This window comes from Noviherbaspirillum sedimenti (assembly GCF_003590835.1).
GTDB classification, from domain to species: Bacteria; Pseudomonadota; Gammaproteobacteria; order Burkholderiales; family Burkholderiaceae_D; genus Paucimonas; species Paucimonas sedimenti.
This window is the reverse complement of the sequence record NZ_QYUQ01000002.1, coordinates 1,509,309-1,525,866: the sequence shown is the minus strand read 5'-3', so window position 1 is coordinate 1,525,866 and position 16,558 is coordinate 1,509,309. Positions and strand designations below refer to the sequence as shown.

Genomic DNA, 16,558 nt, shown 5'->3' with positions numbered 1-16,558 from the left:
ATCCCGGACATCCCTGCGATGGAGCTGATCGCCGCCGAAAGGCGCCTGCGGGCGCCGGTTGAAAAGGACCACCGGGTGACCCACCAGCCCGGCTTCGTGCTGCACAGCTATCCGTACAAGGAAACCAGCCTGATCGTCGATGTGCTGACGCGCGACCATGGCCGCATTGCGCTGGTGGCCAAGGGCGCCAAGCGCCCGCATTCGGCATTGCGCGGCGTGCTGCAAACTTTCCAGCCGCTGTCGCTGTCCTGGAGCGGCAAGGGCGAGATGCGCACCCTGACGGCGGCCGAATGGGTGGGCGGCTTGCTGCCGCTGGAAAAGGGCGCGCTGCTGTGCGGTTTTTACCTCAACGAATTGCTGCTCAAGTTTCTCGCCCGCGACGACCCCCATGCCCCGCTGTTCCAGCACTATGTCGCCACCCTGAACCAACTGGCCCACGGCGAGCCCGCGCCCATCGTATTGCGCAAGTTCGAGCGCGCGCTGCTGAAGGATACCGGCTTTTCCGGCGACTTCACCCGCTGCACCAGCACCGGCGAGACAGTACTGCCGGAGCGGACCTATGTGGTCGATCCGGAGCGCGGCCCGCGCCCGGCCATGCCGGCCGATACCTGGCCGCTGGTGGCCGGCAAGACCCTGCTCGACATGGAAAAGGAAGACTACTCGGATGCGCTTACGCAAACCCAGAGCAAATTCCTGATGCGCCATCTGCTGTCGCACCACCTGGGTGGCGGGCAGCTCAATACGCGGCAAATCCTGATCGACCTGATGCAGCTTTAAGCCATAACGACACCATACCGGAACCCCATGAGCTACCTTCACCCCGCCGGCCCGACGATCGAACTGGGCGTCAACATCGACCATGTGGCAACGCTGCGCAATGCGCGCGGCACCGTCTATCCTGACCCGCTAAAGGCTGCCTTGCTGGCCGAGGAGGCCGGAGCGGATGCCATTACCCTGCACCTGCGCGAAGACCGCCGCCATATCAAGGATGCCGATGTGCGCGCAATTCGCCCGCTGCTGCATACGCGCATGAACTTCGAATCCGCGGTGACGGCGGAAATGCTGGATTTTGCCTGCGAGATTCTGCCGCAGGATGTCTGCCTGGTGCCGGAACGCCGTGCCGAAGTGACGACCGAAGGCGGGCTGGACGTCGCCGGCAATTTTGCGCAAGTCAAGGCGGCGGTGGCGCAGTTGCAAGCTGCCGGCATCCGCGTGAGTCTTTTCATCGATCCGGACGAAGGACAAATCCAGGCGGCGGCGGAAGCCGGCGCGCCGGTGATCGAATTGCATACCGGCCGCTACGCCGATGCCGCCAGCGCGCAAGTGCAGCAGGCCGAGCTGGAGCGCATCGAGGCCGGCGTGCGCGCGGGTATCGCGCGCGGCCTGAGGGTCAACGCCGGCCACGGTCTGCACTACACGAACGTGCAGGCGATTGCCGCCATTGCCGGCATTGCTGAACTTAATATCGGCCACGCCATCGTCGCGCAGGCGGTGTTCGACGGCTGGCGCAAGGCCGTTGCCGACATGAAGGCGATCATGCTGCAGGCGCGGTTGGGTGCCTTGAAATGATCTACGGCATCGGCACCGACATCATCCAGATCTCGCGCATCGAAGAGGCGCTGGCGCGCCATGGCGAGCGCTTCGCGGAAAAGGTGCTGGGGCCGCAGGAACTGGAAAAATACCGGCGCAGGAAAGACAAGGTCGGGGTGCGCGGCCTGCGTTTCCTGGCCACGCGCTTTGCTGCCAAGGAAGCGTATTCCAAGGCCATCGGGCTGGGCTTGCGCATGCCGATGACCTGGCGCGCGCTGCAAACCTTGAATGACCCCAGCGGCAAGCCGGTCATCGTCACCAGCGGCGCCTTGCTGGAATTCATGGAACAAAATAAGCTGAGCGCGCAGGTGTCGATTACCGATGAAGCCGATTATGCAATCGCATTCGTTATAGTGGAGAAGAAATGAAAAAGAATCTGGGTCCTGTCATGCTCGACGTGGTCGGCACGACGCTGACAGCCGACGATATCCGCCGCATACGCCATCCGCTGACCGGCGGCGTGATCCTGTTCGCGCGCAATTACACCGACCGCCAGCAGGTGACCGCGCTGGCCGCGGCCATCCATGCCGAGCGTCCGGGCATGCTGATCGCGGTAGACCACGAAGGCGGCCGGGTGCAGCGCTTCAAGACCGATGGCTTCACCAAACTGCCGGCAATGCGCCGCCTGGGCGAACTGTGGGAGCGCGACGTGCTGGCGGCGACCAAGGCTGCCACTGCGGTGGGCTTCGTGCTGGCGGCGGAATTGCGCGCCTGCGGCGTCGACCTGTCGTTCACCCCTGTGCTCGATCTGGATTACGGCCAGTCTGGTGTGATCGGCGACCGCGCCTTCCATCATGACCCGCGCGTGGTAACGCTGCTGGCCAAGAGCCTGAACCACGGCCTGGCGCTGGCCGGCATGGCCAATTGCGGCAAGCATTTCCCCGGCCACGGTTTTGCCGAGGCCGATTCGCATGTGGCGGTGCCGGTGGACGAGCGCAGCTTCGCGGAAATCGTCGAGCAGGATGCGGCGCCCTATTGCTGGCTTGGCATGAGCCTGGCGGGCGTAATGCCGGCGCACGTGATTTATCCGAAAGTCGACAAGCACCCGGCCGGCTTCTCGAAAAAATGGCTGAGCCTGCTGCGCAAGGACATGGGCTTCGACGGCGTGATTTTCAGCGACGACTTGAGCATGGAAGGCGCCAGTGTCGCCGGCAGCGTGGTCGATGGCGCGCATGCGGCGCTGGCGGCCGGCTGCGACATGGTCCTGATCTGCAATTCGCCCGACAAGGCCGACCAGTTGCTGGCCGGGCTGAAGCTGAAAGCCGGCAAGGCAGCGGCGCAATCGGCGGCGCGCATTGCCGCCCTGGTGCCTGCTGCCGCTGCGCCGGACTGGGAAGCGTTGCAGGGCGACGGCCGTTACCAGGCCGCCAAAAAGCTGGCGCAGTCGCTGGTCTGATAGTCTGATAAATTGGCAGGGAGCAGGCATGGCTGGCGCGGGCGGAATACAGGATTGTCATGGATGAGGTGAATGCACCGGGCGCAGCCCCCGCACCCGATGCGGAGGCGCAGGCAGTCGCGGCGGCGCTGGCGGACAAGCGCGCGGCGCTGCTGGAAAACGTCGCCGCCTTGCCGCACCTGCCCGGCGTGTATCGTTATTTCGACGTCGAGGAAAAGCTGCTGTATGTCGGCAAGGCGCGCGACCTGAAAAAGCGCGTCACCAGCTATTTCCAGAAGAACCTCGCCAGCCCGCGCACCGCGCTGATGGTCGAGCGCATCGTGCGGCTGGAAACCACGGTCACGCGCAGCGAAGCCGAAGCACTGCTGCTCGAAAATAACCTGATCAAGACCCTGCAGCCGCGCTACAACATCCTGTTCCGCGACGACAAGTCCTATCCTTACCTGAAGCTGTCCGGCCACACCTATCCGCGGATGGCCTACTACCGTGGCGCGGTGGACAAGAAGAGCGAGTATTTCGGACCCTTTCCGAGCGCCTGGGCGGTCAAGGAATCGATGCAGATATTGCAGAAGGTCTTCCTGCTGCGTACCTGCGAGGACAGCGTATTCGCCAACCGCACGCGGCCGTGCCTGCTGCACCAGATCCACCGCTGCAGCGCGCCCTGTGTCAATTTCATCAGCCAGGAAGCCTATGCCGCCGATGTCGAGCACGCAGCGCAGTTCCTGCGCGGCCGCCAGAGCGAGGTGCTGGAAGCGTTGCAGGAAAAGATGCAGGCTTATGCTGCCGAACTGAAGTTCGAGCAGGCTGCATTGGTACGCAACCAGATCAGCGCCTTGTCGCGCGTGCTGCACCAGCAGAGCATGGAAACCGGCGGCGACGCCGACATCGACATCATCGCCGTGGTGGTGCAGGGCGGGCGCGCCTGCGTGAACCTGGCCATGGTGCGCGGTGGCCGCCACCTGGGCGACCGCGCGTATTTCCCGACCCAGGTCGAGGGCGCGCTGGCGACCGGCGAGGAAGCCATCGAAGCCGAAGTGCTGAAGGCTTTCCTGGCGCAGCATTATATCGACGCCTTCATTCCGGGCACCCTGATCGTCAATGCCGAATTCGACCAGCCGGAGCTGATGCTGGCGCTGATGGAACAATGCGGGCATCGCATCAACCTGGTGTTCCAGCCGCAGGGGCAGCGCCGCCAGTGGCTGGAGATGGCGCAGAAGGGCGCTGAACTCGCGCTGGCACGCCTCTTGTCCGAGCAGGGTTCGCAGCAGGCGCGCACGCGCGCGCTGGCCGAGGCGCTCGTCATCGAATCCGAAGACCTCGATACGCTGCGGGTGGAATGCTTCGACATCAGTCACACGCAAGGCGAGGCGACCCAGGCGTCGTGCGTGGTGTTTCATCACCATGCCATGCAAAATGGCGAATACCGCCGCTATAACATCAATGACATCACCCCGGGCGACGATTACGCCGCCATGCGCCAGGTGCTGCAGCGCCGTTACGAGAAGGTCGCCAACGGCGATGGCGTGATGCCCGACGTGGTGCTGATCGACGGCGGCAAGGGCCAGGTCGAGATGGCGCGCCAGGTATTTTCGGAACTCGGGCTCGACATCGGCCTGCTGGTCGGCGTGGCCAAGGGAGAAGGGCGCAAGGTCGGGCTGGAAACCCTGATCTTCGCCGATGGCCGCGCGCCGCAGGCGCTGGGCAAGGAGTCGGCGGCCTTGATGCTGATTGCGCAAATCCGCGACGAGGCGCACCGCTTTGCCATCACCGGCATGCGTGCCAAGCGTGCCAAGGCGCGCCAGACCTCGCGCCTGGAAGAAATCGAGGGCATCGGCGCCAAGCGGCGCCAGAAGCTGCTGGCGCGTTTCGGCGGCTTGCGCGGGGTGGTCGATGCCAGTGTCGAGGAACTGGCATCGGTCGAGGGCATCTCGCGCCAACTGGCCGAAGACATTTACCGGCAATTGCATTGACCGTAAGCGGGTAAATGCAATTACAATTCGGCTTATGCCTTTCAATTTTCCGATCCTGCTGACCTGGCTGCGCGTGGCGCTGATTCCGCTGGTGGTCGGCGTGTTTTATCTCCCTGACGCCTGGCTGTCGCCGTTCGACAAGGCGGTGGCTTCCACCGTCATCTTCATCGTCGCTGCCGTCACCGACTGGTTCGATGGCTTCCTGGCGCGGCGCTGGAACCAGACCTCGGCCTTCGGCGCCTTCCTTGACCCGGTCGCCGACAAGCTGATGGTGGCCGGCGCCTTGCTGGTGCTGGTGCAGTTCAACGAAGTCAATGCGGTGGTCGCTTTCATTATCATCGGCCGCGAAATCACCATTTCGGCACTACGCGAGTGGATGGCGCAGATCGGCGCTTCCAAGTCGGTGGCGGTCAGTTCGCTCGGCAAGATCAAGACTGCCGCGCAAATGATTGCGATCCCGATGTTGCTGTTCAAGGGCACGCTGTTTTCTGCGATCGACACGTATTACTGGGGCACGCTGCTGCTCAACGTCGCCGCCATCCTGACCGTCTGGTCGATGCTGTATTACCTGCGCAAGGCCTGGCCGCTGATCAAGGAACGCGGTTAAGCCCTGCAATCCAGCGTCTGGCGCTTGACAGTTTTTTCCAATGGTCTATAATGCTTTCCTGTCGTCGCAATGCAACGCAGCGCAACGCGGGAGTAGCTCAGTTGGTAGAGCGCAACCTTGCCAAGGTTGAGGTCGAGAGTTCGAGACTCTTCTCCCGCTCCAGAATCTGGAGGGAAGCTAACCACGCTTCCCTTTTTTATTCAGGAGCATGCGGGGCAATCCATCGTGCGTCATGCGCACGAATAGAAACATGCAGCGATGTTGTAGCGGTAACGATGCGGGAGTAGCTCAGTTGGTAGAGCGCAACCTTGCCAAGGTTGAGGTCGAGAGTTCGAGACTCTTCTCCCGCTCCATCCTTGCCGTGTACAGCAGCTTTTTAGATTCGCGGTTACAATACGCACCCATGGCGGGGTAGCAAAGTGGTTATGCAGCGGCCTGCAAAGCCGTTTACGCCGGTTCGATCCCGACCCCCGCCTCCATACAAATTAATGACTTAGCCAATTCTGGGCTAGGTCATTTTTTTATGTCACTGCGCCAGTGTGGTATACCACAGTTGAAATGGCCAATTCGCCGTAAACAGTTTAAAAGCCCGTCGACAACATGGAGTGATCATGTCGACCATCAAGGCTTTTAATAACGGCACCTTCCAACTTCGCGTTTCGCACAATATCTGCGTGCCAATGCCGTGCCGGTATCCGACGCGAAGCTTCTTCATACATCTGTTCTTTTAGAAACGCCATCACGTCTTCGCGCAGGAAAATCCAAGCTTTGCCGATACGCGTGCCGGGAAGCGTTCCATTGCGGGCGAGCTGCAAGATCGTTTCCGCTTCCGCGTGCAGCAGCGCCGCGGTCTGGGCGGCATCCAGAATTTCCGGGGATAACATGGCGATTCACCAACCGGCTTCATGGCAGTCTTGCCAACGGCTTGGGGTGAAAAGGCAGCATGGCGTTATATCGTTCCGGATTGCGCAGGGGGATTGAGGTGTGGTCATGATGTATCCAGGCGAGTAATGATTAATGAGAATTGTAAGTAATCCTTGACGTCAGTTGGCAAGGCAGGAGCATAACCATATGGTCGCAAAGCGCCATGACTGAAACAGTCTTACGCCGGGGTGTGAATAAAGCAGGGAACACCTGAATGGCTTGCGGCGCGCGATAGCCAAAGGACGCGCGATGGGCGATCAGGCTAAGCTCCTGATGGCCATCAGTTAGGCAGTGACTGCAACTTGCCTGTTACCTGCTGGTGGGCAAGCAAGCATGTAATGAATTTTTGCCTTTGCAGGCAGGGCAGCAGAGCAGGGCAGGTCACGACTGCGACGCCGGAATGCAGCTTGCGCGATTCCGGATGCAGATGAGCTTGCGATTCGTGGCTCATCTGCATTCAAATTAAAAAAATAATGAAATTTTCGTGATGGCGCAAGCACGTCTGCCTGATGATCATCCGCAAGCGGTCGGGGCGGGACGGTTTTCGTGTGGATATGCTTTTTCCCTCGGCGGATGCGTGGCGAAATTCATAATTTCTGGCCGTGATCACGCGCCTTTCCGCAAAATTGTTTGCGCGTTTTGATCGGGGTTTCGGTCGACAGAACCTGCATCAGATGTAGTAACCCGCTGTCGATCAAGTCGGAACTACTACAACTCTGACGACTCCTCGTCGCCTCCTTCAGGTTCCCCTGCATTGAAGGCTTCTCTAACAGCCTTCACCACGTTCTCTGCGACCTCCGCCTCGGCAAGCGCCGGGAATTCCTTGGCAAGTTTATTCGACACCTTCCACGCGCCGCCCTGCGACACCGATCTGATAATGCGGTCGATATCGGTGTTCGGCCCCTCAAGCCAATTCTTCACGCCTTCGCGCGCACGCTCCAAGTTGCGAAGATACATGGCCTCCTTGTTCATCTCGTCTTGGATCGTCATCTGGATGACTTCACCCATGTATTCTGCGTGCGCCGTGAGATCCGGATACTTCCAGACATGCAGCGCTTCATCGTAGGCGTCGAAATGGAAATTACTGACAACGCCGTCCTCATAGGGCACTTCCTGCCCGAACTTGTAGCGGTCCTTATAGGTGTCTAGCAAAGGCTTCGACAACTCCTCCAGTGTATGGTCGTATCCGGCCTTGGCTTTGGTCGTGTTGGTGATTGTGGCCGAGATTGGCAGAATAAAAGGCTCCGGCACCGCTCCGTCGCGCCGCAAGACGTCGTTGACCAGGAATCGGGAAATGCGGCCGTTGCCGTCGGCCATCGGATTGATGTAGACAAACCCGAATGAAGCGACGGCCGCCCGAAGAATGGACGAACGTTGCCGCGTGCGGGAGAGGAACTCCTGCAACCCATTCAAGAGCTCACTGGTGTGATCCCAGTGGGGTGCCACGTAGTCGACGATCTCGGCATAGCCGCTGGTATGGCCTACGAACACAGGGGACTTGCGAAGCCCATAGCGCGTCGCGCGCCCAAGAATTGCAGTCTGCAGGTCTGTCAGTTCCTTGGTATCGAGCGGATCATTGCCTTTGCCGCACCGCTCCGCCATCGCCGCAGCGAACCGTTTAATCCGGTCCACCTGTTTTTCCTCATGTTCGATCGCAAAGCTTGCTCGGCTCTCCTTGATGGTGAGCCAGACGGCGCTACGCATAAGGAGGTGGGCACCGTACTCAACCTCCAGTTCATTCAGCGCCTTGGCACAGTCGTAGCCCTCCACGGTCTCCACTTGCCGGCTGCGGTACACAATCGGGCAGAAACTGGGGTTGCCGGGCATGTTGTCTCGCACTCGCCAACGCTGATGGTTCACCGGCCGGGCCGCAGTCAGGTATTTATCCTCAGGCAGGGCCTCAATGTAATTGCCGCCGGCGTCAGGCACGTCGAGCAGCTTGCCGGTGAGCCATTCGTAAAGGAATCCCACGCGGCGCGCAAAGCTGCCGGTTGGCTCGTCTCGGATCCACTCTTCAAGGATGCCGGGCTCGAGCGTGCTGAAGAGCCGGGACAGAAACTCCAAGTGGACAATCTCATATTTCAGCGCGAAAGTCAGATGACCAGGTATAGTAGGTTCAGGCCTGAACTGGGCCGGATATACTTCTTGTGCAAACCCATTGGCGTGCAAGGACTTGCGATTCGTACCCAAGCGACTGGTAACCTTGAAAGGTTGCGTAGGGGCAATTCCAGTCTGCTCCGAGATCCATTTAAAACCGAGGGATTCCGTCATAATTTCTTTATGCGGCCAATAATTTATTTAAAAGTGAGAGTTATTCTACTTAAATTAATTAAAAAATAGACGTTTTGCAATCAACTTTTCAGCGCAAGACAAAGTGATATCTTCTGCCAGGTAATATGTTCCTTATGATCTCCGTTTAGTTGCAATTGACGAAAAAATGGAACATGCTGCGTGCCTATGCGCCCCGACACTCACGCTCATCGCCTGCTCGATCTGCTACGGCAGAAGGGAGTACTGCGCTCCAAGGAACTGGACGATATCGGCATCCCGCGCGTTTACCTGACGCGCTTGACGGCAAAGTGGCCTTCTGGAAAGGCGGGGCGTGGCCTGTAACGCCTTCCCGATAGCGCGCTTACCGAGTACGAAGGCATGACGCTTGTCGCCCGTCGGGCACCCCAGGCGGTGTTTTGCCTGCTGACAGCACTGCAATTTCACGAATTGACGACCCTGTTGCTGCGGCAGTATGGATCGCCATGCCATGGGGCAGCCACGTGCCGAAAATGGAATATCGGCCGGTAAAAATGGTGCAGTTTTCCGGTCCGGCGTACCTGGAGGGTATTGAAACCCATGAGCGGGACCAGGTGCCGCTGCGGGTCTATGGTGTCGCTAAGACGATTGCCGACTGCTTGCTGAGTTGTGGCTCTCCAGCGACCTGGAATCAATCGCCCATGTGGTGCAATCCGTCTATCCAGTCCTGATCGCCACGTTGACCAGCACGCGCTTGCGCCGCAAAGCGGCAAGCATTCTGGCGCGTCTCTGAGTTGAGCATCGAGTTATGCTTCGGCGGAAATTAAACTGCAGCGTGAACAGGCTGTGCTACCAATCGCACCCCCAAGGCCGCGCAAACACGGCTGATGGTATCGAAGCGTGGTTGTGCATCGGGCCGCAGCGCTTTGTACAACGCCTCCCGGGTGATGCCAGATGCCTTGGCAATTTCGCTCATGCCGCGAGCGCGGGCGATATCGCCAAGTGCCGAAGCCAGCAATGCTGGATCATTCGCTTCAATAATGTCTGTCAGATAAGCCGCAATCGATGCTTCGCTATCAAGATAGGGCGCAGCGTCAAATTCAGGCAAGTCATCCACTTTGATTCGTTTCATGGTCATTTCCTTAGGTCAATCTAGTCGCGATGCCAGGGTTTTAGCCAGCCTGATGTCAGCTTTCTGGGTGCGCTTGGAGCCACCAGCCAGCAACACGATCAGCTCTTTTCCCCGCTACGTAAAATATATGCGCCAGCCCGCACCCAAATGAATGCGCAACTCCGAAATACCCTCGCCAACCGGTTCGACGTCTCCCGTCAAACCCAGCGCCAAACGCTTGATTCGTGCGGCAATCACCCCACGAACCTGTTCGTCGGCAAGCTAATCGAGCCATACGGTGAATTCAGGAAGTGCTTTGATCGAATACATAAACAAATTGTAATCGTTCGATTACAAAGGTCAAGGGGTTCCGCGATGCAAATTCATTGACGATCTGCCAGCCGGGCCTCAAGCGCATCCAGGAACACCTTCACCCGGGTCGGCACATACCGCCGGGTCGGAGTGACCGCCCATATGGACAGGTCTTCCATGGATGCGTCTTCCAACTCGATGCGGACCAGGGAGCCATCGGCCAGCTGCTGAAAGACATCCCAGTAGGTCAGCATGGCAAGCCCCAAGCCCTGAATGGCCGCCGTCCTCACGGCATCGACACTGCTGGTGTTGACTCGACCATTCATCCGCTTGCGCTGCAACTCGCCGTCGATCACGAAGGGCCAGCGGGGAACGGCTTGCAGCAGGATGCAGTGATGGGCATCGAGATCTGACAAGGTCGACGGATGTCCATGCTGTTTCAGGTAAGCCGGTGCAGCGCAAATGACACGAGGGTTCGGCACGATTCTTTTGGCGACGAGCTCCGAATCGTCCAGCGGCGCAACGCGCAGGGCCAGGTCCAGGCCCTGGCCCACGATATCGATCACCCGATCGGAAAGGTCCAGGTCGACGCGCAGTTCAGGATGTCGCTCCAGTAGGCTGGGCAGTAAGGGCAGCACGATGGATTGTCCCAGGATGCTTGGCGCTGTCATCCGCAACACCCCCGATGCCCTGGCCGGCGAGGGGCTCAGCTCGCCTCTCGCGCTTTCTTCCGCCTCGGTCATCGTGTTGGCGTAGGGAAGGAACGCTTCGCCCTCGGCCGTCAAGGAAACCGACCTTGTGGTGCGGTGGAATAGACGAACCCCCAATTCATCTTCCAAGGCGACCAGCCGGCGGGAGACCTGCATGGGTACGACGTCCAGCTGGCGCGCCGCCGCCGACAAGCTGCCAGTCGAAGCCACTGCCAGAAAGATTCGGAGGTCCGAGATTTGCACTTTTATATCCTCATCCGTTAAGGCGGCTTCACCATTGCTGGTCTTGGTCGGCGCCACGACGATGCCTACTATACCTCTATTGAGGCGCTGCCCGCGCTAGAAAACCCGCTAATGGCAAGCAATGAGGTGAGCAAAGCATGAACGATTCGATCAGCAACATTTTATCTACGCACGATATAAAAGGCACAGTTCTGCGCAACCGTCTGGCAGTGGCGCCCATGACGCGGGTGACCGCCACTGAAGAAGGCGTTCCCACGCAGACCATGCGCGACTATTATGTCCGCTTTGCCAAGGGCGGCTTCGGCCTGGTCATCACGGAAGGGCTGTACACGGACAAGGCCTACTCGCAGGGTTACCCGTTCCAGCCCGGCTTGGCCGACGAAGAACAGGCGCACGCTTGGGCAGACATCACCAGGGAAATGCAAGCGCATGGAGCGCGGATCTTCGCGCAGATCCAGCATGCCGGCGCCCTCAGTCAGGGCAACCGGTTCCGCGAGCACACCGTCGCGCCCTCGGCGATTCGGCCCAAGGGTCAACAGATGAGCGTCTACTACGGCCAGGGCGCCTACGCCGAGCCGGTGGCGATCACCGACGTCGAGATCGCCGAGGTGGTTAAGGGCTTCGTGGACGCGGCGGCCCGCGCGGTGCGAGTCGCCGGCTTCGACGGGATCGAGATCCACGGCGCCAACGGCTACCTGCTCGACCAGTTCCTGAGCGCGGACAGCAACCGTCGCACGGATCGGTGGGGCGGCGACGTCAAGGGGCGTGTGTCTCTGCTGGTCGAGATTGTCAAGGCCGTCAAAGCCGAGGTGGGCAACGAAGTGCCGGTCGGCATTCGCATCTCGCAGGGCAAGGTGAACGACTTCATGAGCAAGTGGTCCGGCCGTGAGGCCGATGCTGAAGTTATCTTCAGCGCGCTCGCAGAAGCCGGAGCGGACTTCATCCACGTGACCGAGTTCGAGGCGTGGCAGCCGGCTTTCGAGGGAGGGCAGGACAGCCTGCTTGCGCTGGCCCGCCGATACGCCCCGAACGTCTCGATCATCGCCAACGGCAGCCTGCACAATGTCGAGCGGACAAATGAGGCGCTGGAAGTCGGCGCCGACATCGTTGCGCTGGGACGAGGAGCGCTGGCCAATCCGGACTTGCCGAAGGTGTTCGAGGCCAGGCGTGAGCTGAGTGCCTTCGATAGTTCTATACTGAATCCGATTGCCAACATCAAGGACTGCGAGCTGACGTTTGGCTTGACGGCGTAACGCCGCAAAGCGGCTCGCGACTCAACTTCGATTTGAGAGAGTCATTGGCTCAGTTCAATGCAGCGTACAAGGAGGTCATTAGTCCCGGCCGGTTGACGCTGGGACTGATGACCACGTTCGCGCTCGCACCCGGCAAGAAACGCGGTGCTTCGGAGCTATTCAGTTTGATCAAACAAGGCCGCCTGCGCTTACACATAAAAAATACCTGTCAGCTTCGTGATGCCGCAAGTACCCATGCCGATATTGAGGCGGGAAAGACGGTCGGCTCTGTTGTACTGACTGCCTGATTGGGTCCAGCTGCTGAACTCGGCGGACGTCTGAAATCGGGCCAGCCTGGCCAAAGCAAAAAGTAACTATGGAAGTTATCGATATCGTCTTGAGAGCTGGCCGCTCCACTGTCGAGCTTGCGTTCTTTTTTCTATGAGGCCAAGCGCCGTGCTACCGCGCCCGTTGTTTGCAAAGAGAGTGTTCATGTACGCGCAGCTTTCGCGGCAAGTCACCAGAGCTATGGCGGCCGCCGTATGGTGACAGAGCTGTCAAGCCGAGGCGTCAGGGTCGGGCGCTCTTGGCCAGTCATGGTTTCATCTGCAGTATGAGCCGCAAGGGGAACTGCTGGGCGTCAGAGCACTGCTCTGACGCCGTCGCCGAACGCTTCTTCCTGAATCTCAAAATGGAACGGGTGTGGCAGCACGAATAGCCGCCTGTTGCTCTGAATGCGCGCAAAAATTGTATGTCGCTAGATGTCAAATTACATGCGCAGCTCATCAATACCACAATCGCTTGTGCAACGTATTCTGCTCTTGGAGAAAAGGAGCTAATCGCGATCCCGCGCTGTTGACTATTGCGTTTGTTGAGTTGAGGAAACTGAGCTAAAGGGATATAAAAAATCCTGGCGAGGATGGAAGAAGGAATATTTCTGGACCCAACTAGGCATCGAGTTACGGAGCATTCGGAGCGGTCAGAACCACCTATTCCCATCTATTAAGGTCAGCATAAAAATCATTCTAATACACACTCGGAATGCCACATTCCTGGTGAATCCAAAAAGGAGAGCGAGATGACGGAAAAAAGAAAAACCTTGCAAAGGGCTGGTGTGAGGCGGCGTCATGCGGTGTCACTGACGGCCGCAATCGCCGGAATTTTCGGTGTCGCCGGAAATGCCGCCGCATTTCAGTTTGATACCAATGAGGATTGGCAAGTCCGCTGGGATAACACAGTTTCTTATAACTTGGGTTTTCGTGCCAAAAGTATCGATCCCGGAATTGGTAACAACCCTGTATTCAGCGAATCGGACTATAAATTTCCAAAATCCGGAGATGTCGTCACTAATCGTATTGCCAATCTGACTGAGTTCGATGCAGTGTTTAAGCGAAATTTCGGGGCGCGGCTCAGCGCTTCGATGTGGAAGGACTTCGCGTATAACAATGAGAATGTCGCGAACAACCCGGCGAACAGCGCCTTAGGGTCCTATTCCTCTGGAAAATATTCAAGCTTTACGAGGCGATATTATAAAGAGGGTGCACAATTACTGGATGCCTTCGTTTTTGCTAATTTCGATCTCAATGATCAACCGAGTTCAATTCGAGTCGGTCGCGTCACGCAATTCTGGGGGAACACGCAATTTTTCGGCACGCAGGGCATCAACTATAGCCAAAATGCGGCTGACAATATTAAGGCACTCACTTCGCCAGGAACGCAAGCCAAAGAGCTGGCGATCCCCCGCGCCCAAATCCTCTTTCAGACTCAACTGACGGAAAAAGTCTCTCTGGCGGCCCAATATTTTGCCGAGTTTGAACCCAGTCGAAATACGACAGGCGGCACCTATATGGGAGCGGCCGGGTTTCTGTTCGATGGCCCGGACCGTTTGTTTGGAGCGGTGCCTCGCTCCGAGGACCTTAAGCCGAAAGACGGGTTTAAGAGCGATTTCGGGGTAAAGCTCGGCTGGACGCCCGTACCCGGGGGGGGAATTTCGGATTTCACGTCCGTCAATTCACCGAGACGGCGCCCTGGGCGCCTTTGATTGGGCTTGATGCTGCAGGAAACACCAACTATCACCTGGCTTATGCGGACAAGGTCAGAATGGTGGGGTTGAGTTATGACGCGGCGATTGGCCCCTTCAGCACTGGCTTCGAAGCATCGTATCGCCGAAATACCGCGCTTGCTAGTTCAACCGGGCCGGTTGCAGGCGACTTGGCCGGCAGGGAAGGCGCCCGAGGAGACACGTTGCACCTGATCGCCAATGTGCAGAAAGGGCTGACGCCGACTTCCTTCTACGACGCCGGATTTGCAATCGCAGAACTCGCTTATACGAAAAGGCTGAAAACGCGCAGTAAAGCGGAAATGTATGCCGGGGTTAACAACGCGGCTGCTTGTCCTGGCGGTGATAAGTGGACTGGCTGTGCAACCGACGATTCGGCTTCGATCGCTCTCTATGTGGCGCCGCAGTGGTTGCAGGTCATGCCGGGCGTAGATCTTGATATGCCTATGTATGCGCAGTATGGCTTATACGGAAATTCGGCGACTGCTGCCGGGGGCAACAATCAAGGCAGCCTTCTCTATACCCTGGGCTTGCACGCTCTGGTTCAGCAGAAATATCACGTTACTCTGCAGTACAACGGCTTTCATGGACACCATTCTGGCGGTCTGACCTCCGGTCCCGCTGGCAACTTTTACACCGCTGGCAATGGCTTAAGTTTCTTAAACGATAGAAATTGGGTGTCCTTGACCTTCTCTACAGCATTCTGACGACTATTTTAAAGCGCAAAAGGAGACGAACGTGAAATCATTTATTAAGACGAGTACGACACTGGCAGCCTTGCTTGCAGTGAGCCATGTGGCCCTGGCCGCGGCCACGCCGGAAGAAATCGATAAGCTGGGCAAGAGTTTGACCCTGTCTGGAGCGGAAAGAACTGGTAACGCCGAAGGCACGATACCTGCGTACACTGGGGGGCTGCCTGCGGATACCACTGTGCCGGGTTGGGTAAAAGGATCCGGCCGGTATGAGCGAAACCCGTTCGACGACGAAAAGCCTGTATTCACAATCAAGGCCGCCGACATAGAAAAATACAAGGACAAGCTTACGGCAGGTTCGATTCAACTTCTCAAGAAGTATCCTGATTACAGGATGGATATCTATAAGACGCATCGCTCGGTGGCGTGGCGCGAGAAGTCATTGAGCTATTGCAAAAAAAATGCGGCCAACGCGAAGCTGACGGCAGACGGAAACGGCTTCACTGACGCCTATGGCTGTGTTCCTTTTCCCATTCCAAAGAATGGGTTGGAGGCGCAATGGAACCATCAGCTCAGGCAGACTGCGGGGTATAACGCGAAGTTTCGTGCCAGTGCTTTTATGGTTGATGCCAGTGGGCGGGCAACTGATTCAGGACATACCGAGGTCACCGTGGTGAGGCCGTATCAGAACCCGGAAACCGACAAGATGGTTGATGCTTTTGGCCAGAAAGACGTTTCTGAATATGTTGGACCGCCGGCATCGGTAGGAATAAAAATTCTGCAGTTTTACTCAACGGATTTCGGTTCGACGCCTGACTCGACGTGGAGCTATTCGCCGGGGCAACGTCGTACCCGTATCGCGCCTGAATTCTCCTACGATACCCCGATATCGTCATATGGCGGCGCTGTCAATTTCGATGAGCTTTTCGGATTCAAGGGAAAGCCCGATCGTTTTAACTGGAAGTTGGTAGGGAAGAAGGAAATTTATGTTCCATACAACGCCAACCGTTTAATGTTTGCGCCCACCGATAAACTGACTGCCAGCAAAGATTTTGTCAATCCGGACTTGACGCGCTGGGAGTTGCATCGAGTTTGGGTCGTTGAACAAACCCTCAAGGAGGGCCAACGCCATGTTTTCGCGCGCCGTACTATGTACATCGACGAAGATTCGTGGGCAACCCTCGCTGCTGACGCCTATGATCAGGCGGGGAAACTATATCGTATCGCTTATTTCCCCTTGATGCCAGTATGGGACCACCAAACAGTCTGGACGTCGATGCAGTTTTATGACCAGAGCAAGGGGACGTATTTTAACGGTAACTTGTTCAGTCGCCCGGGTGATTACTTCAAAGTGGACGCCACTCCAGCCGGCTTGAAATCCAACTTGCAATCCATGACACCTGAAGCGATGTCTGCCAGAGGCATTCGCTAGCGTCATTTTTTCCAGGTAACGGCGCCTGCCCGG

The 16,558-nt window shown here is 58.1% G+C and carries 17 protein-coding genes and 3 tRNA genes; 16 read left to right on the top strand and 4 right to left on the bottom strand.

The features are described 5' to 3' along the window. From recO to D3878_RS07105, 9 genes are all read left to right on the top strand, one after another. On the top strand, nucleotides 1-777 hold the full coding sequence (gene recO, locus D3878_RS07145) for a DNA repair protein RecO (RefSeq protein ID WP_420799575.1): 777 nt from the start codon (nucleotides 1-3) through the stop codon (nucleotides 775-777). Nucleotides 778-804: 27 nt separating this feature from the next. Continuing rightward, nucleotides 805-1,569 carry a pyridoxine 5'-phosphate synthase gene (gene pdxJ, locus D3878_RS07140; protein WP_119784833.1) on the top strand — a complete coding sequence of 255 codons (765 nt, stop codon included), beginning with the start codon at nucleotides 805-807 and terminating at the stop codon, nucleotides 1,567-1,569. Then, nucleotides 1,566-1,958 (top strand): holo-ACP synthase, encoded by a 393-nt coding sequence (gene acpS, locus D3878_RS07135; protein ID WP_119784832.1) that lies wholly within the window; start codon nucleotides 1,566-1,568, stop codon nucleotides 1,956-1,958. Before pdxJ ends, acpS begins: the two co-directional genes overlap by 4 nt. Further along, nucleotides 1,955-2,986 carry a beta-N-acetylhexosaminidase gene (nagZ, locus tag D3878_RS07130; RefSeq protein WP_119784831.1) on the top strand — a complete coding sequence of 344 codons (1,032 nt, stop codon included), beginning with the start codon at nucleotides 1,955-1,957 and terminating at the stop codon, nucleotides 2,984-2,986. The genes acpS and nagZ overlap by 4 nt, the downstream gene beginning before the upstream one ends. Before the next feature lie 59 nt (nucleotides 2,987-3,045). Further along, the gene (gene uvrC / locus D3878_RS07125; protein WP_119784830.1) at nucleotides 3,046-4,956 is read left to right on the top strand and encodes an excinuclease ABC subunit UvrC; all 1,911 of its coding nucleotides are present in this window, start codon (nucleotides 3,046-3,048) and stop codon (nucleotides 4,954-4,956) included. Nucleotides 4,957-4,990: 34 nt separating this feature from the next. Further along, nucleotides 4,991-5,563: a CDP-diacylglycerol--glycerol-3-phosphate 3-phosphatidyltransferase gene (pgsA, locus tag D3878_RS07120; protein ID WP_119784829.1), complete on the top strand. Its 573-nt coding sequence runs from the start codon at nucleotides 4,991-4,993 to the stop codon at nucleotides 5,561-5,563. Nucleotides 5,564-5,649: 86 nt separating this feature from the next. Next, nucleotides 5,650-5,725, top strand: a tRNA-Gly gene (locus tag D3878_RS07115). Nucleotides 5,726-5,840: 115 nt separating this feature from the next. Next, a tRNA-Gly gene (locus D3878_RS07110) sits at nucleotides 5,841-5,916 on the top strand. A 52-nt stretch (nucleotides 5,917-5,968) separates the two neighbouring features. Next, a tRNA-Cys gene (locus tag D3878_RS07105) sits at nucleotides 5,969-6,042 on the top strand. Between the two features lie 102 nt (nucleotides 6,043-6,144). On the opposite strand, the gene D3878_RS07100 is transcribed toward D3878_RS07105, so the two are convergent. Next, on the bottom strand, nucleotides 6,145-6,447 hold the full coding sequence (locus tag D3878_RS07100; protein WP_119784828.1) for a helix-turn-helix domain-containing protein: 303 nt from the start codon (nucleotides 6,445-6,447) through the stop codon (nucleotides 6,145-6,147). Nucleotides 6,448-7,195: 748 nt separating this feature from the next. Beyond that, nucleotides 7,196-8,758: a Fic family protein gene (locus tag D3878_RS07095; RefSeq protein ID WP_199688105.1), complete on the bottom strand. Its 1,563-nt coding sequence runs from the start codon at nucleotides 8,756-8,758 to the stop codon at nucleotides 7,196-7,198. Between the two features lie 186 nt (nucleotides 8,759-8,944). On the opposite strand from D3878_RS07095, the gene D3878_RS23440 reads away from it, so the two are divergent. After that, a complete protein-coding gene (locus D3878_RS23440; RefSeq protein WP_147383902.1) occupies nucleotides 8,945-9,100 on the top strand; it encodes a type IV toxin-antitoxin system AbiEi family antitoxin domain-containing protein in 156 nt (51 codons plus the stop codon). 74 nt (nucleotides 9,101-9,174) lie between these two features. Beyond that, entirely contained in the window at nucleotides 9,175-9,465 is a 291-nt protein-coding gene (locus tag D3878_RS23435) for a type IV toxin-antitoxin system AbiEi family antitoxin domain-containing protein (protein WP_147383901.1), read from the top strand. 92 nt (nucleotides 9,466-9,557) lie between these two features. Here the strand turns inward: D3878_RS23435 and D3878_RS07090 are convergent, their stop codons facing one another. After that, on the bottom strand, nucleotides 9,558-9,872 hold the full coding sequence (locus tag D3878_RS07090; RefSeq protein ID WP_119784826.1) for an addiction module antidote protein: 315 nt from the start codon (nucleotides 9,870-9,872) through the stop codon (nucleotides 9,558-9,560). A 356-nt stretch (nucleotides 9,873-10,228) separates the two neighbouring features. Beyond that, complete coding sequence (locus D3878_RS07080; protein WP_233556263.1) at nucleotides 10,229-11,167, bottom strand: LysR family transcriptional regulator; 939 nt, start codon at nucleotides 11,165-11,167, stop codon at nucleotides 10,229-10,231. Between the two features lie 80 nt (nucleotides 11,168-11,247). Here D3878_RS07080 and D3878_RS07075 point away from each other — a divergent pair, with 80 nt between their 5' ends. The 5 genes from D3878_RS07075 (at nucleotide 11,248) to D3878_RS07050 (ending at nucleotide 16,525) form a co-directional block, all read left to right on the top strand. Further along, nucleotides 11,248-12,363 carry an NADH:flavin oxidoreductase gene (locus D3878_RS07075; RefSeq protein ID WP_119784825.1) on the top strand — a complete coding sequence of 372 codons (1,116 nt, stop codon included), beginning with the start codon at nucleotides 11,248-11,250 and terminating at the stop codon, nucleotides 12,361-12,363. Between the two features lie 44 nt (nucleotides 12,364-12,407). Beyond that, on the top strand, nucleotides 12,408-12,650 hold the full coding sequence (locus D3878_RS07070) for a zinc-binding dehydrogenase (protein WP_119784824.1): 243 nt from the start codon (nucleotides 12,408-12,410) through the stop codon (nucleotides 12,648-12,650). Nucleotides 12,651-13,420: 770 nt separating this feature from the next. Further along, complete coding sequence (locus D3878_RS24610) at nucleotides 13,421-14,383, top strand: DUF1302 domain-containing protein (protein ID WP_119784822.1); 963 nt, start codon at nucleotides 13,421-13,423, stop codon at nucleotides 14,381-14,383. After that, nucleotides 14,380-15,108 (top strand): DUF1302 family protein, encoded by a 729-nt coding sequence (locus D3878_RS24605; protein WP_274381901.1) that lies wholly within the window; start codon nucleotides 14,380-14,382, stop codon nucleotides 15,106-15,108. The genes D3878_RS24610 and D3878_RS24605 overlap by 4 nt, the downstream gene beginning before the upstream one ends. Before the next feature lie 31 nt (nucleotides 15,109-15,139). Further along, nucleotides 15,140-16,525, top strand: a complete 1,386-nt coding sequence (locus D3878_RS07050; RefSeq protein WP_119784820.1) for a DUF1329 domain-containing protein — start codon at nucleotides 15,140-15,142, stop codon at nucleotides 16,523-16,525. Nucleotides 16,526-16,558: the final 33 nt, after the last annotated feature.

What these genes read in the sequence shown, in the direction of transcription:
- acpS (WP_119784832.1), top strand. Translation starts at nt 1,566, where the DNA reads ATGATCTACGGCATCGGCACCGACATCATCCAGATCTCGCGCATCGAA.
- uvrC (WP_119784830.1), top strand. Translation starts at nt 3,046, where the DNA reads ATGGATGAGGTGAATGCACCGGGCGCAGCCCCCGCACCCGATGCGGAG.
- pdxJ (WP_119784833.1), top strand. Translation starts at nt 805, where the DNA reads ATGAGCTACCTTCACCCCGCCGGCCCGACGATCGAACTGGGCGTCAAC.
- D3878_RS07075 (WP_119784825.1), top strand. Translation starts at nt 11,248, where the DNA reads ATGAACGATTCGATCAGCAACATTTTATCTACGCACGATATAAAAGGC.
- D3878_RS07100 (WP_119784828.1), bottom strand. Translation starts at nt 6,447, where the DNA reads ATGTTATCCCCGGAAATTCTGGATGCCGCCCAGACCGCGGCGCTGCTG.
- D3878_RS07090 (WP_119784826.1), bottom strand. Translation starts at nt 9,872, where the DNA reads ATGACCATGAAACGAATCAAAGTGGATGACTTGCCTGAATTTGACGCT.
- D3878_RS07095 (WP_199688105.1), bottom strand. Translation starts at nt 8,758, where the DNA reads ATGACGGAATCCCTCGGTTTTAAATGGATCTCGGAGCAGACTGGAATT.
- D3878_RS23440 (WP_147383902.1), top strand. Translation starts at nt 8,945, where the DNA reads ATGCGCCCCGACACTCACGCTCATCGCCTGCTCGATCTGCTACGGCAG.
- pgsA (WP_119784829.1), top strand. Translation starts at nt 4,991, where the DNA reads ATGCCTTTCAATTTTCCGATCCTGCTGACCTGGCTGCGCGTGGCGCTG.
- nagZ (WP_119784831.1), top strand. Translation starts at nt 1,955, where the DNA reads ATGAAAAAGAATCTGGGTCCTGTCATGCTCGACGTGGTCGGCACGACG.
- D3878_RS24610 (WP_119784822.1), top strand. Translation starts at nt 13,421, where the DNA reads ATGACGGAAAAAAGAAAAACCTTGCAAAGGGCTGGTGTGAGGCGGCGT.